The sequence below is a fragment of the Desulfosporosinus nitroreducens genome (assembly GCF_023897015.1).
GTDB classification, from domain to species: Bacteria; Bacillota; Desulfitobacteriia; order Desulfitobacteriales; family Desulfitobacteriaceae; genus Desulfosporosinus; species Desulfosporosinus nitroreducens.
The window spans coordinates 37,863-53,084 of record NZ_JAMHFY010000033.1; the positions used below are offsets into that span (position 1 = coordinate 37,863).

Sequence of the window (15,222 nt, forward strand, 5' to 3'; positions counted from 1 at the left end):
CCTCTTTCTGCCCCCTATTTTATCTTTTCGCGATGCCAATTTTCCTTGACCACTTGTTGGCTCCGTTCAACGACCAAGGCCTTTGCTGGAACATTCTTCGTAATAGTAGATCCAGCACCCGTAACGGCATATTCCCCCACTTCAAGTGGCGCAACTAAATTTGTATTACTGCCGATGAAAGCATGATCTCCAATTTTGGTGTGATGTTTGTTAACCCCGTCATAGTTACAGGTAATTGTGCCCGCTCCAATATTCGCGGATTTCCCAACATGTGTGTCTCCAATATAACTCAAATGGGGAATTTTTGCCCCCATTTCAACCCAACTGTTTTTGATTTCAACAAAGTCCCCTACTTTTACTCTTGCATCCAGTTTTGTGCCTGGTCTTAAATAGCTAAAAGGACCAATATGACAACATTCTCCGATCACCGCATCTCTGGCAACAGAGCAGGTTACTTCAGAACCACGTCCAACCGTACAATTCTCTAGATTTGTCTGGGGACCGATCACTGAATCCTCTTCGATCTTGGTTTTCCCCACTAACCTTGTAAATGGCAGAATCGTAACATCTTGAGCCAATATTACTTCTGCATCGATAAAGGTTGACGCGGGATCAACAATCGTAACTCCTTCAGACATCCAATGCTCCAGAATATTTTTCCGAACAATTCCTTCAGCTTCAGCTAATTGACCTCGACTATTAATTCCTAATGCTTCTTGGGAGTTCACAGTACGATACGTCAATACTGTTTTTTCATGCTTTAGTAAAACATCAAAAACTTCCGTTAAATAGTATTCCCCTTGTGCGTTCTGAGTAGTAATTTTTGTCAGAGCATCCTTAAGTGCAGACCCCTTGAAACAATATGTTCCAGTATTAATCTCCTTAATTTCCCGTTCATCTGGAGCTGCATCCTTTTCCTCGACAATTCTAACGAGGTTCTCACCCTTTTTAATAATCCTACCGTAACCAAAGGGTTGTTCCATATAGGATGTCAAGACTGTTGCGCTAGCCCCTTGCGCTTGATGCAATTTAACAAGTTCATTTAGAGTCTCGGATTTGAGCAACGGTTGATCCCCGCTTAAGACAAGAACGGTCTGTTCACCCTCTAAATAAGGCATAGCTTGCAGAACAGCATGCCCAGTACCAAGCTGTTCTGTCTGAACGACGATCTCCGCTCGATTCTCTATAAGGGCTTTAACACCCTCTCGACCATGCCCTACGATAACTAGGGAGCGGTCAACTCCAGCTCGGCCCACTATATCTAAGACATGTTCAATGAGAGTTTTTCCAGCCAATGAATGCATGACTTTCGGCAACTTAGATTTCATTCTTGTGCCTTTTCCTGCCGCCATGATCACCGCTACCAAATTAGACATAATCTAATTCTCCTCCAGCTCTAGTTTAACCTCTACTTATTTTATATACCCGTAAAGTATAACTTTCGGATGGCATAAGCGCAACTAAGATTTCAATAGCCGTTTTTATACCTAAAAATTGTTTATTCGCCAAAATAGGAAAGAATCCTTTTTTATTAGGCAGAAAGTATTAAAGAGGCTTTATCATAAAATTTCCTTTAACCAAAGTTTTTAGGCGTGCCAAAGGAGACCTAACTGCAAGGTCCCCTTTAGCACGCCTAAAATATCTAAATAAGCTCTTCAAATGGCTTCTTGATAAGCTTTCAAAACAGCAGTTTGAATTACTTCTCGTGCAACAGCTGAAATGGGATGGGCGATATCACGAAATTCCCCTTCAGGAGTTTTACGGCTAGGCATCGCTACGAAAATACCATTCATACCCTCAACGACTTTGACATCATGGACTACAAAAGCATTATCAAAGGTTACCGAGACCACCGCTTTCATCTTTCCTTCTGTATTAATCTTCCGAACCCGCACATCGGTAATATTCATTATGAATCACCACCCTTCCACTTTCCGGGCCTATTCATAATAATATTCTCTGTATGGTAAAAAAATCCTGCTTCAATTTTAGGAAAATTTCTATTAATAATAAAAATTATCTTATTTGATTTGTATAAACTAAAAAATAGAAACAACCGTTGTCTTTCCTGAATATGGATTTAGTTCCTTGAGTTGCAACAAAGACAAATACCCTTCAACGAGCTTAGGCTCTGCAGTTATTTGAGCTTCTACCAAAATCCCAATTCCGACAACGTCTGCTTCAAATTCTTCCATCAAGTTTTTGATTCCCAACGCCGTCCCCCCAGCTTTCATGAAATCGTCAATAATCAGAACACGTTGCTGAGGTTCTAAGGCCCTTCGAGAAAGCGACATAGTTTGAATACGCCGAGATGATCCAGAAACATAGTTAATACTGACTGAAGAACCTTCCGTAACTTTGTTGCCACTGCGAATGACTACCATAGGAAGTCCTAACGCCTCTGCTGTAACAAGGGCTAAAGGGATCCCTTTTGTTTCGATAGTAACTACTACATCAGGCTTCTTATCTCGAAAAGCACCAGCAAAAATTAAACCTAGCGGCCGCAAAATTGAGGGATCGAACAATAAGTCCGTCATATACAGGAAGCCCCCGGCAAGAATTCGCTCCTTATCGTTCAGACGTTCAGCCAGTGAACTAAGGACTTGTGTTGCTTCTTTTTTAGAGATCTCTGGAATGTAACGCACTCCTCCGGCTGCCCCTGAAATGGTTTCGAGATGACCGTGCCCTGAAAGGAGTAAGCTCCCCTTGACAGCCATCAAATCCTCACTAATTGTAGACTTAGCCGTTCGAAACTGTTCTGCAAATAAAGTTAACGGAGTCAGGACATTCGGTTTTAACATCAGTACTTGAGTGATGGCTACCATCCGTTCCGCTCTTTTCATCTTTTCCACGTTTTTTAATCCACCTTGTCCGGATCATTCTTTATACTGAGTACATCGAACATAACATTCTCTGCAGTAACAATATGTGCCATCGCTAAAGATTGAGCTTCCTCGCTATTATGATTTCTTAAAGCCTCAACAATCATTCGATGCTCCTCAATCGCAAGTTTATTTCGTCCTGGAACAGCTAATGAAGTAGCGCGAAAACGTTGAATCTGTTCTCTTAAGTTCGCTAAAATTTGAATCAAACGTTCATTGCGACTCGCGCTATAGACTAAGGCATGAAAATCTGTGTCAGACTTTACAATCTGCTCTAAGTCCAGTTCTCCCTCGCCGGCTTTATAAAACAAGACCCTTTCCATTTGTTCCAATTCATCCTCCGTAATACGTTCGGCTGCGAGTCCTGCAGCCAATCCTTCAAGAGCAGATCGGATTTCAAAAACATCAGCAACATCTTTCGACGAAACGCCGGCTACGTAGGCACCCTTGCGGGGAATCATTACAACAAAATTCTCAAGTTCTAATTTTCGAATTGCTTCACGTACCGGGGTTCGGCTAACTCCCATTTCTTCAGCCAGCTGAATCTCCATCAACCGCTCTCCCGGTTGGAGAACGCCGCTCAAAATAGCCTCCCGCATAGATTCAAAAACAATCTCCCGCAGCGGTTTATAACCATCAAGTATTACCGGTAACAATCGTTTCTCCACCAAACTATCCCCTTTCAAACAATTACTGTCAAATAGTATTCGTCACCCAAACATATTTAAAACCCTTTTTTCTCAACTTCTCCGCTACTTTCATGGCGTGTTGCTCTCCTTGTGCAATCCCAAATACACTCGAGCCGCTGCCAGACATTAAGGCTCCATAACACCCTGAGTCGAGTAAACTCTGCTTATATTCGAGGATATTAGGAACTAGTTGAATCGAGGCCGGCTCAAGATCGTTATATAGCAATTCGGCGATTTGCTGAACCGAATTCCCGCTTAGAGCCTTTTCCCAGTCCATTTTCCTTAACAATCCTCCCTGTCCTCCCACGTCAAACTGACGGTAAGCTTCCCTGGTATTCACCCCATCAATTGGTTTAATTAAAACAAGATTCATTTTGGGAGCTGAGGGCAATTGTTCAAGTCGCTCGCCCCGTCCAGTAGCCCACATCGTTCCACCCTGTAAACAGAATGCGACATCTGCCCCACACCTGCTCGCCAGTGCAAGAAGCTCCTTCTTACTCAAAGGTTCTCCATAGAGCTGATTTAATAATCTCAGTGTTGCCGCCGCATCCGTACTCCCTCCAGCTAATCCGGCTTGAATCGGAATATGTTTCTCGATCTCAATTTCAATTCCTTCGGATTGTCCACATAGTTCTAAAAACTCTACCGCAGCCATATAAGCCAAATTCTTAGGGCCGCTTAATGCTCCACAACGACATACAACCGTTTCTCCATGACGACGAACCCGAACAATATCGTGCATTACAATGGATTGCATGACACTTTGAAGCTCATGATACCCATCTTCTCGAATTCCTTGAATGGCTAGAGCCAGATTAATCTTCGCGTTTGCGAACGTTGTAAGAAAAGATCCTTCCATTTGCATTACCTCTTCCGAACATTGCCAGAGTATTTCCTTTCATTATACATATTTTTAGGTTTAAGTTCCAGCACTTCTCTGGGTAAAATCTTTTAGAAAACTTGGCTGACGGCTGCCAAAGTTGTACTTATGCTTGGAAAGTATATAACGATGAGTTTTATACTTTCTGACTGTACAAACAAATAGGGGCGAAGATAATCCTCGCCCCTCCTAACTCTTAATACCAACTTTCCCTTGTCTGTCTCAAGCCCTAGAATTCTCCACCAACAACCCAATCATTCTGAGTTGGTATATAGGACAAGGCCTTTTGCAATTCCATTCTCTTGCGAATCTCCTCTTCGATTGGCTCTAAGTGCTCATAAAACATCACAAATGTGTCTCCTGGCACGCAACTGTCAAGTCCCTGAGAGAAAGCTTCTATTTCTGGCAGTACTACCTTTATGTTTTTGGGAGCCATTCCACTTAGTATCGCCTCATCATAAAGCAATTGAGCAATCTCCCCAGGTTTTCGCCCTCTCAAATCAGAATCCTCACGAATAATTAACCGCTGGAACCCCTTTGCTGCAATCCGCGCTACTTCACGAACTGTTTCATCTGGCCGATCTCCTGGCACAGTGATACATCCTACAAGAGATTTCTTTTTAAATTGTTTAAGAGTCTTGGCAATCTCTTGAATGCCTGCTGCATTATGACCATAGTCAATAAACACATGGACCCCGTCAAGTTCATATAGATTAAGTCGTCCGCGATTATGCTCTGCATCCGATGAGAATTCTTGAAGAGAATCTCTAATGGTTGCTGTACCTATTCCAAGTGCCCAGCCTGACGCGATTGCAGCTAAGGTGTTTTGGATATTATGCTTTGCCTTGCCATCCCACGTCACAGGAATCTGTTTTACGGAGCAAATCCGAAAAATTTCTGAACCCTGGCAAAGCAAAATCGTACCTCTCCGTACAAAAACAGCCGTTCCGCCTTTCCCCAAGTGTTTGCGAATATGAATGTTATCTTTTTCCGTACTGAAGAAGATTACTCTTCCTTGCGTGCGCTTTGCCATCTGAACAACATAAGGATCATCCGCATTCAGGACCACATAACTATGAGGCATAACCACCTCAGCAATGAGGCTTTTAACATGAGCGATATCTTCTAGCGTCTCTATTCCATATTGCCCTAGATGATCATTTGAAACATTGGTGATTACTGCTACATCCGCATAGTCATAACCTAAACCTGATCTTAAAATCCCACCCCTTGCTGTTTCTAAAACAGCGACCTGAACTTGGGGATGTCTTAAGACAGCTTTAGCGCTCTCCGGGCCAGTAGTATCTCCTTTAACCCACATCTTTTTATTAATATATATCCCATCTGTAGAAGCCATTCCTACTAAAAGTTGCTGATCTGCAAGTAGCTTCCCAATCATACGAGTAGTTGTTGTTTTACCATTTGTGCCACTGATCGCAACAATTGGGATGCGTCCATTTCCGGCAGGCAGTATTTGCTCTACGATTGCTTTACCCACATTTCTCGCTTTTCCCTTACTCGGAAAATGGTGCATACGAATTCCTGGAGCTGCGTTTACTTCAATGATATGACCGCTTCTCTCACGATAGGATGCCTCAATATCCTCGATGACTAAATCTATGCCTGCAACATCCAACCCGATCAACTTCGAGGCATAGACTGCCAAATCCACATTATCAGGATGTACGAGATCGGTTACATCTTCGGCAATCCCTCCAGTGCTTAGATTGGCACTGTCCCGCAGATATACCACTTCTCCCTTTTCAGGAACAGAAGACAGGGTCAAGTTTTTGAGAGTCAAGTTCAAAAGCACTACCGAATCGATTTTAATTTTCGTTAAAACCTTCTCATGATCATCTCCACGCAATGGGTCAGCATTGGTCTGAACAACTAATTCCTCAATTGTCGATTTCCCATCCCCTGTTACATGAGCCGGAACTCTCTTGGCAGCGGCAATTAGATGTTCTCCAACCACAACCAAACGATAATGTTGTCCCTCAATATATTCTTCAATGATAACCCATTCTCCATAAGTTTGCGCAACTTTAAACGCGGCTCTAACTTCAGCCGCATTTGTAAGCTGAAGAGTTACGCCTTTCCCTTGATTTCCATGCAACGGCTTGATCACTACCGTGGTTCCCATATCAAGGAAAGCCTCCACAGCTTCTTCTTCCGTTCTGACAATATGTCCGCAAGGGACAGGTACCCCGCCCTCACTAAGTATCTTTTTCGTCATTTCTTTATCACAAGCAATATCTACCCCAATGCTAGATGTTGCATCAGTAATCGTCGCTTGGATACGTCGTTGGTTCCGACCATACCCCAACTGCAACAGGCTCCCCTCATTAAGGCGATGGACTGGAATTCCGCGTTCCTTACAAGCATCAACAATTACCTGCGTAGAAACCCCCAATTCACATTTGGCCATGACCGCCTTAATTTGGTCTACTGCTGTTGACACATCAAAAGAGTTTTGATTCAGAAGAGTTTGCACAAGCAAAAATCCCTGTTTAAATCCCTCAATTGCGCCAGCTTCTACTTCATAATTGAAGATGATCTCATACCAACCAGGTTGATCTAATACAGCCATGGTTTTGCCATATTTAATAGTTTGCCCTGCTTGAGTTAAAAGCTCTATAGTTACATGTTCAACGACATGTCCAATAAGGGTTCCTTCATGCAACCGTTCTAGAAATCCGCCACGTTTACCCCGCGAACAATAGTGCTCATCCAATGTGGGCAAATGTTCGACGAGTCGTTTTCTGAAATCTTCCAGTTCATTAGTAAACCGTTCTGTCCATTCTTGGAGATCCACAATCGCTCGAATAATTGGGCGATGGCTGTAAACATTAGCCCCCTCGATTGTTTGGATTTCTCTAATCTCCATTTTGTTTTTGTTCCTCCTTAAAAGCGATGGGTTAATATCCTTCACTAGTTTTAACCTTTTTCCCTCTTGGTATTCCTCATTAGTTTCATTTTGCTTAAAGCAGGGAAACCCTCTGTTTTAGATCAAAACCATAACCCTCGGATAGAACATGCATCAAAATTGGGCTTAGTACAAGGGATTGTCCTGGAGTTGTTTCCGAGACGTTCGTAGTTGTCGAAGTGGATGCATCAACCACTGTTACTGTATTGCTTCCGATGACCGAAAAGCTTGCATCAGACTGCACTAAAATTGCGGTATCCTCGTCAATTCCCACGCCAAGAACATATGGATTTTGTGAAATTGCAGATAAAAGTCTGCCTATTCGCCCACGCTGAGCAAAATGTTGATCAACTACCACAGAACGAAGCAGTCCAAGTCCCGGGGCCATCGACAAAGTATTTTTCTTCGCCGTTCCTGCTTCTCCACCGACAATCATTGTATCCGACATGACTGAGGCTCCCGCGCTGGTTCCTGCAATAATGATTCCGTTTTGGTACAACTGTTGCAGTTTCCGACCGAGCAAGGTACCTCCTAGCAATCCCGTAATCCGAAGTTGATCACCGCCTGTAAAAAAAATCCCAGTTGACTTCTCAAATTCATTTTCAATGCCTTGCCTATTTGCTTGGATTCGGTCTGAAACATCGAGAACTTGAACTTCCTTGGCCCCTAGTTCTAGAAACAAGGCATGGTACTCTGTCCCTACTTGAAGCGGGTATTCCGTCGCAGCGGTCAGTACTGTAATACGGCTTTCTCTGCCGCCTGATTCCTCGACAAAACGCTTAAGGATTTTGCACTCGTTCTTTTTATCTTCCGCTCCACCAATAATAAGCAGTTTTCCTTCCACATGTTCTGTCAAACTGATCCCTCCAGTCCAAAATCGTGGTTCGAACACGGAACATCGAATATCGCTTGCGTCCCTGAATAAGCTCAACTAACTTCCAAATGAAAAAAACTCTGCGGAACTAAGCTCCTATAGTCTCCACCTAGAATAGGTCTAATTATGCAACGAACATTCAGAAATCATGAACATAGCATGAGATAGAACCAAATTATTAAGAAAGAAAGGAGCTTCTGCTCTATGCCCAACCGCCAAATTGTTATTTATACGGCCAGTCGATTGCTTGAGCTCTATGAAGGGACTCAACGAATTTGTTCTTATCCTGTCGCAGTAGGCAAAGGATCAACCCCCACTCCGCTGGGCCATTACACCATTGCCACAAAAATGGAGTACCCTGGTGGAGTCTTTGGCAGTCGTTGGTTGGGACTCTCTATCCCTCATTATGGAATTCACGGTACTAACAACCCTTCAAGCATTGGGCAGGCTGTTTCGAAAGGCTGTATCCGCATGCATAACCATGATGTTGAATACCTATATCAAACCGTCGAAATTGGGACCCTGGTAACCATTCAAAAGTAGCCTTCTAAACAAAAACTGACGCGGGAAACGGTTCTCTTGTCTAAATGACAACAAAACCGTTCCCGCGTCTGCCCTGTGTCTAACTTCACCCTAAGCATCAAAACTAACTGTCGTCTGCCTGATTTTACCTTAATAAGGGCTTCGAGGATACCCTCGTCTCATCTGCCCCCTCGTCTCAACTCCGCCAACCCCATCCGTGCCTGTAATCGTGTGTGTCAAGATATCTTTTACCGAAACAATTTGGTCAGTGGGGGTAAAAGCAATTCTCTCAACGATAAAAACAGGGTCAAAGGCGTGGATTAGCATGCGTTTCGGAGAGGAAGCAAAATTTGCTCCTGCGGAAAGAATTGCTTCATAATTTGATTGACAGGCACCTGCAAAAATCACCAATGCATCTAGATTATGCTGAAAACGTCGAGCCTCTAAGACAGATTCCACAAAATAGCGAGAACTGCGATAACTATCCATGTTATGAAAATCCTTTTTTCCCGAAATCAATCCGTCGTGACCTGTCAACACCAAGATATCCGCGGGATTTTCTTGCAGAATTTCCCGTATAACCCTTGGTTGTTCTATTTCCGACTTACAAATTCCCTTAGCCTCGATTCCCATTTGTCGATAGGTCTTGATACATTGGTGTAAATAATCTTGGTCCCCATCGAGCTGTAACACCCGGCCCGGTATCTCAAAAAATTCTCTTTGATCGTCTTGAGCGGTCTTCCTTTGACTAGTTAATTTGTGTAATTTCTGATAAATCATTTTATGATCTTCGCGCTCATAGTTAGCAACTTCAACGGAACTCTTTAGTACAAGGTCGGAGATAGGAGCATCCGCTAACAGTCTTAAATTCAGACCTTTAAGAATCACTAAACCCGAACCTTTGCTTTTTAAACTCCCCTGTATCTTATCAACATGGAAATAGATATCTTGTTGATGAGAGAGACGCGCAACAATATCCCCAACCTGAACCATAGATTGACCTCCTTTTCCTTTTTATTGCTATATACTATGTCGAACATCATTAAACGGCATATAGTATAGCAAGTTAAGTTAAAGGGGGCCCCCCACGATGTTCGCAACCATTATTCCTGCTAAAAATGAAGAAAAGAGCATCTTGGCAACTCTGACCACCATTCTCCGCCTTCCTATCAGCCACATCATTTTAGTTCTCAACGGTTGCACAGACCGAACATTTGAACTTATCCGTTCAATCCCTGATACTCGAATTCATATTCTCTATTTCTCTGACCCTCTGGGAATTGATATACCAAGAGCCATTGGAGCACTCTATGCGCGACATCTAGGAGTTAAAGGAGTACTATTTGTCGATGGAGATATGTCGGGAGATATCTATGAGAATCTGGTTAAGCTCCTTGCTTCCATTGAGTCAGGAATTGATGTTGCTCTTACAAATTGTTATCCTTACATTCCACATCGTCAAAAGCTCGCTAATCTCGTCCTTAAATTCAGAGCCAAACTCAACCGTGAACTAGACTTGTTTAAAAGTCTTGGCCTCGCAACCCCCACACACGGACCTCATGCGCTTTCAGAACGAGCCTTGCAGAGTCTTCCTCTCGAAGCAATTGCAATTCCCCCGCTCACTTTGTATTGGGCTAAGAAAAGTAACTTAACCATTAAGGTAGTTGCATCCATTCCCCACGAAGCGCTCCATTCTCCTAGAAAACACCGGCGTCATGCCCGTCTGATTGCCGAAACCATCATTGGAGATTGCCTAATGGGCTTATCTCTGGTTCAAAATGAACCCCCGTCTCGTTCACTGGGTAAACACAATTTATTGGGATATCACCCGGAAAGACGTTTTGATCTCCTGGAGTATTGGGAACAATCCCTTAAGTCTCAAGGCATGTTTTATGAGCAACATATCATTATTCCAGGATCCTCTCTTCCTATTTCGAACTCCTCCGAGGGTCGATAAGGAGTTTATTGAGTTCTTAATTTTGGATCAATACTATGCTTTTGAAAGTAATCAACTATTTCATCCTTTTCCTCTACTTGCACATGGACAGTCGGTTGCAGTTTTCCTTCTCGCACTCCACTCCACTTCATATAAATCGTTTGATTATACGATTTGTCCAATATGGGATCTGTATACTGTAAGTCAACAACCACGTAATGCTCGTTAATATTAAGTTGTTTAGGATAAAGCTCGTCACTAGGTATGTTCATAACCAAACTTGAGGCAGCATCCTTAGGTATTTCATTGACAATTGATGACTCATCATAGTAAATCGGCTCTGCTGATAACTGCTCATCAAAGACGACAGTCGTACTAGAGAGAGTAATGGCCGGGTGTATACCCACGTTATTGAATTTTAATTCTAAACTAAGTTCATCGCCTAGCTCTACTTTTGGAGACTCCTTTAACACAAAATAAGGACGTGTTGTCTCTTGTTGAACCTTCCAGGCGGTAACCGTTAAGTAGACAGTGATTAGCGCTGTAATGGCAAGCACAGACGTTGCTCCCGTACCAATAACGCTCGACCATTTTATTGAGCTATGCTTAATACTTTTTCCCAAACTTCAGTTCACCCTCCATTAATCTTACCAACCTCATAAGTCTGCTTCGTACCATGAATTAGGCTATACGTTAATGAACCCCATTTATGTTTTGGATATTTCTCTTGTTTTATGCCCCTTAGACGAAATATTGTCCGTTAAATATAAAAGCCCTCCACCTGGAGAGCTTTTGGAGACATTGAATTAATCCCGGTTTACAGGAAGGCTTTTGTTAATACTTGAAATTCCTCAATACTCAGTGACTCTGCTCGCCGGCCATCCGAAATTCCGGCACCTTGCATACGTTCAATGACTTCTTCTTTTTTTAGCCCCAGCCCGCCGGCCAACGAATTGCCTAAGGTCTTTCGCCGTTGGCTAAAGGCAGCTTTAACCACTCGAAAGAAGTCTCTCTTATTCACATTGAACCCTGGGTAAGGGCGAAGGTCTAACCTAATTACTGCTGATGTTACCTTTGGAACCGGCCAGAATGAACTTGGCGAAACATCCCTAACTTTAGTAACTTTGGCAGAAATCTGAACAGCAATGGATAAAATTCCATAAGTCTTACTTCCTGGGCCCGCAGCGATCCGATCGGCCACTTCTTTTTGAACCATAATCGTCATCCCACTTAGTTGATCTGCCTGATCTAGAAAGTGCATAATCAGCGGGCTGGTAATATAGTAAGGTAAATTTCCTACCAAATAGCCCATTCTGTCTCCCCATAAATCTTTCAAATCAAGCTTTAACGCATCTTGATGCACAATTTCTATGGGGTGTTCCTTTAGCTCCTTTTTGAGAATGCTAATCTTATGATTATCCAACTCGACTGCCCACATCTTCGGTACCTTTGGAGCAAGAGCACGAGTTAACACTCCGAGACCTGGTCCAATTTCTACTAGAGGAACATCTGGTTCCAATGTACTGGCAGAAACAATGCTTTCAATTACTTCATCACTTATCAAAAAAACCTGACCCATTGATTTATGCGCACGTGCCCCATATTTTACGAGACGTTGAGTATATTCAGCTGAAGTCTCCACGTTGCACCTCCTCTACTGCTTGAAAAAACTGCTCACGGGAAATTCCAAACCGGTTCAATCGATGGAGAAATTGTTTTGCATTAGAATCCCCGATTCCCAACTTGCGACCAAGAGCTAACCTATTTTCGCTGGCTCGCGCAAACCCCACAAGCCCTGTATGCACTAAATCCTCTATAGTGAACTTCTGGTCTGGAGTTCCCTGATCTTGTTTAATATCAGAAAAGGCGCGACGGATTTCCTCTAAGGCTGCATTTTCGACCCCGATATCTCCTTTTTTTATTGCAACTTTTCTTGTCAAATAAACATGCTTGGCCTTAGGAACATGCGCTCGAATGCGATTTCGGATCTGCTCCCCAACTGTATCCGGATCAGTAAAAACAATTACCCCTTGTCGGTTAGCCATTTCTGCAATGTACTCTAACTTCTTTTTAGTCAGCCCAAAACCATCGGTCCAAATTATATCAACTTCCCCAAGGGCAAGGCGCACCGCATGCGCATCATTTTTCCCTTCTACAACTATGAGTTCCTTTATCATCCTTGATTCCTCCGTTTTCAACTCCTATATCTTAACCGAGAATGACGAAATACTCAAATAAACGGGTTATAAACTTGGCTGACCCGTTATACATTAAAAAGGAGGCCGTAACGAAAACTGATAAATTGACAGTTTTTTCGCTACAGCCTTTTAAATATCTTTTAAATATCTTTTAAATATTTAAGAAGTTTATTTCTTTTCTTGGGTATCTTTATTTGTTCCATACGTCTTAATTAGCTGATCCCAGATCTGAGGATCTTCCATACCTAAACGCCAAATAGCAACACCATGTAACTTGTATTTAAGCGCATCGTCCATCTTGGCTCTTAAGCTGGCGATGTTCTCAAAGTAGACTTCGTGCCGTATCCCATTTGCGGTATAGGTAAACTGTGGGACTTTAGCGTTGGGGTCAGTATGAATTTCTACACCATGCTTTTTAGCTCTCTCAACCGTTTGAGCATAGGACAGATAATCTGGCATTGTGGGCTTGTTTGTTCCCCAGTCAAATGAATATACTGGCAGACCCATCACAATCTTTTCTTTAGGGATTTTTCCCACTGCGAATTTAATAACTCGATCAACCCATCCCTCAGAAGCTACCGGGCCTTGGGTTGTACCCAGTCCATGTTCATCATAGGTCATTAGAATAATTTGGTCTGCAGATTTACCAATGGCAGCATAATCATACGCACCCGACCATAGATCTGACGGATAATCTGCAAATTTTGCAGGGATAGAAATATTTAAGACTTTATCTTTTGCTTGGAGCGCTTTCTTAAGCTCTGCGACAAAAGCAGAAAAATTATCCCGGTCTCCAGGAGGGGTTTTCTCAATATCGATAGAAATTCCGTCCCAATTATCTTTAGTTGTCAGATTAACCAAGTTTGTTACTAAGTTTGACCTTTTCCCTGGGTTTGATAACATACTATGCGCTAGATTCTCATCAAAGCCAACCGTCCCTTTTAATTTCATGTTATGCACCAAAGCATAGGCCTTGGCTCCATTTTTTTGAACCTGATCTTTGATTTTTAGATCAATTTCTCCTGTCGGAATGACTTTGCCGTTTGCGTCAAAAGAGTACCAGAAAAACGCAACTTCATTTAGTAGCTTTCCATTTTTCAAAGTAGTTTCTTTTGAACTAGGTACAGGTCCCTCTTGGTCAGTATAAAATCCCATGACAACTCGCTTTTCTGGCCCCAATACAGATTCGCGTGTTGCCCCTGCCTCGGCTTCTGGCAGTTGTGCCGTTTGCTCCGGTGGTGTTTCGGGACCAGCCGGTGGTTGTACATTCGTACATCCTGTCACGGTAAGGCTTAAAACCAAGGCACTAGTCGCCAATAAAGTCAGAAACCGTTTCATGCGCACTTCAACTCCTTAATCTAGATTCGGTAACTGACTTTATCTTCCCCGCTTCAAAAAGAGGTTATGTATCTAAGAATAGAGCGTTAATATCCTATTTAAGCTAATTATGGAAGTTCAAAATAATTAGAAATCCCTTTGGCAATTGCTCTGGATAGTTGTTCTTGGTACCAAGTTTGTTGCAATTTCTTCTGTTCCTTAGTACTTGACAGATATCCGACTTCAACAATAACAGCAGGCATGCTAGTGTTTTTAATGATATAAAAATCTCCCGGTTTTGCAATCCTGCGATTCATTCCATTTATTTTTATCATTTCTTGTTGAATTAATTCTGCTAACCTTTTTCCAGATTCAGACTTATAGTGATAAAACGTTTCTGCACCAGAATTTTGACCCGTTAAAGTCGCATTAACATGCAAACTGACAAAAATATCCGCTTTTTCTTCTTTAGCCATTTCAATACGATGGTTCAAGTCTATTTGTTTCTTTGTTGTTTTTCCCTTAACCCCATTTGGAACATAATCTAGATCTTCCTCGCGAGTAAGAAATACGTTTATTCCACTTGGCATCAACATCTCTTTCACCTTTTGTGCAATTTTAAGATTTATCGATTTTTCATAAATACCCTGAGAGGAAACCGCTCCAGGATCGTATCCTCCATGCCCCGGATCGAGCATTACCACATAACGGTTTTCAAATTGACTGATTACAGCAGTTGAACCTTGCCAAAATACAGAGAGTACCAGTGTACACATAACACCAATGACAAGCAAAATTGCAAACTTAGTTCCTATTATCACTTTTGGCCATCGCATTCAGCACTCCCCCGTTTCGCGATTCTATTAAAGAGTATGTGCTGATAAATAAAGATATACTTTTTAGTATAAAAAGAGGCCCTCGCTTTTTAAAATGGACCCTGTAAAATAGACAGTTAGAAAAAGAGGCTCTATAGCCAAAATTTAACTGACTCTGTTTTA

The 15,222-nt window shown here is 42.4% G+C and carries 15 protein-coding genes; 2 read left to right on the forward strand and 13 right to left on the reverse strand.

Annotated elements, in window-relative coordinates:
• Positions 1-14: 14 nt before the first annotated feature.
• The 7 genes from glmU to M8E35_RS23165 form a co-directional block, all read right to left on the reverse strand.
• A complete protein-coding gene (gene glmU / locus M8E35_RS23135; RefSeq protein WP_252473016.1) occupies positions 15-1,376 on the reverse strand; it encodes a bifunctional UDP-N-acetylglucosamine diphosphorylase/glucosamine-1-phosphate N-acetyltransferase GlmU in 1,362 nt (453 codons plus the stop codon).
• Positions 1,377-1,655: 279 nt separating this feature from the next.
• The gene (gene spoVG, locus M8E35_RS23140) at positions 1,656-1,910 is read right to left on the reverse strand and encodes a septation regulator SpoVG (protein ID WP_007777981.1); all 255 of its coding nucleotides are present in this window, start codon (positions 1,908-1,910) and stop codon (positions 1,656-1,658) included.
• Positions 1,911-2,039: 129 nt separating this feature from the next.
• A complete protein-coding gene (gene purR / locus M8E35_RS23145) occupies positions 2,040-2,852 on the reverse strand; it encodes a pur operon repressor (protein ID WP_252473018.1) in 813 nt (270 codons plus the stop codon).
• A gap of 5 nt (positions 2,853-2,857) precedes the next feature.
• Positions 2,858-3,550: a GntR family transcriptional regulator gene (locus M8E35_RS23150; protein WP_073026901.1), complete on the reverse strand. Its 693-nt coding sequence runs from the start codon at positions 3,548-3,550 to the stop codon at positions 2,858-2,860.
• Positions 3,551-3,578: 28 nt separating this feature from the next.
• A complete protein-coding gene (gene ispE / locus M8E35_RS23155; protein WP_252473031.1) occupies positions 3,579-4,430 on the reverse strand; it encodes a 4-(cytidine 5'-diphospho)-2-C-methyl-D-erythritol kinase in 852 nt (283 codons plus the stop codon).
• 250 nt (positions 4,431-4,680) lie between these two features.
• Entirely contained in the window at positions 4,681-7,338 is a 2,658-nt protein-coding gene (gene cphA / locus M8E35_RS23160) for a cyanophycin synthetase (protein ID WP_252473033.1), read from the reverse strand.
• Between the two features lie 94 nt (positions 7,339-7,432).
• Positions 7,433-8,233: a cyanophycinase gene (locus M8E35_RS23165; protein ID WP_252473035.1), complete on the reverse strand. Its 801-nt coding sequence runs from the start codon at positions 8,231-8,233 to the stop codon at positions 7,433-7,435.
• Between the two features lie 222 nt (positions 8,234-8,455).
• Here M8E35_RS23165 and M8E35_RS23170 point away from each other — a divergent pair, with 222 nt between their 5' ends.
• Positions 8,456-8,794 (forward strand): L,D-transpeptidase, encoded by a 339-nt coding sequence (locus M8E35_RS23170; RefSeq protein WP_252473038.1) that lies wholly within the window; start codon positions 8,456-8,458, stop codon positions 8,792-8,794.
• Between the two features lie 129 nt (positions 8,795-8,923).
• On the opposite strand, the gene yabG is transcribed toward M8E35_RS23170, so the two are convergent.
• Positions 8,924-9,766: a sporulation peptidase YabG gene (gene yabG, locus M8E35_RS23175; RefSeq protein WP_252473041.1), complete on the reverse strand. Its 843-nt coding sequence runs from the start codon at positions 9,764-9,766 to the stop codon at positions 8,924-8,926.
• Positions 9,767-9,863: 97 nt separating this feature from the next.
• Between yabG and M8E35_RS23180 the strand changes: the two genes are divergently transcribed.
• A complete protein-coding gene (locus M8E35_RS23180; RefSeq protein WP_252473044.1) occupies positions 9,864-10,730 on the forward strand; it encodes a glycosyltransferase family 2 protein in 867 nt (288 codons plus the stop codon).
• A 5-nt stretch (positions 10,731-10,735) separates the two neighbouring features.
• On the opposite strand, the gene M8E35_RS23185 is transcribed toward M8E35_RS23180, so the two are convergent.
• The 5 genes from M8E35_RS23185 to M8E35_RS23205 form a co-directional block, all read right to left on the reverse strand.
• Positions 10,736-11,332, reverse strand: coding sequence for a DUF8453 domain-containing protein (locus tag M8E35_RS23185; RefSeq protein ID WP_252473046.1), 597 nt, complete (start codon positions 11,330-11,332; stop codon positions 10,736-10,738).
• 194 nt (positions 11,333-11,526) lie between these two features.
• Positions 11,527-12,351, reverse strand: coding sequence for a 16S rRNA (adenine(1518)-N(6)/adenine(1519)-N(6))-dimethyltransferase RsmA (rsmA, locus tag M8E35_RS23190; RefSeq protein WP_252473048.1), 825 nt, complete (start codon positions 12,349-12,351; stop codon positions 11,527-11,529).
• Complete coding sequence (rnmV, locus tag M8E35_RS23195; RefSeq protein WP_252473050.1) at positions 12,335-12,886, reverse strand: ribonuclease M5; 552 nt, start codon at positions 12,884-12,886, stop codon at positions 12,335-12,337. The genes rsmA and rnmV overlap by 17 nt, the downstream gene beginning before the upstream one ends.
• Before the next feature lie 189 nt (positions 12,887-13,075).
• Entirely contained in the window at positions 13,076-14,245 is a 1,170-nt protein-coding gene (locus M8E35_RS23200) for a glycosyl hydrolase family 18 protein (RefSeq protein WP_252473052.1), read from the reverse strand.
• A gap of 107 nt (positions 14,246-14,352) precedes the next feature.
• Positions 14,353-15,060 carry an N-acetylmuramoyl-L-alanine amidase family protein gene (locus M8E35_RS23205; protein WP_252473054.1) on the reverse strand — a complete coding sequence of 236 codons (708 nt, stop codon included), beginning with the start codon at positions 15,058-15,060 and terminating at the stop codon, positions 14,353-14,355.
• Positions 15,061-15,222: the final 162 nt, after the last annotated feature.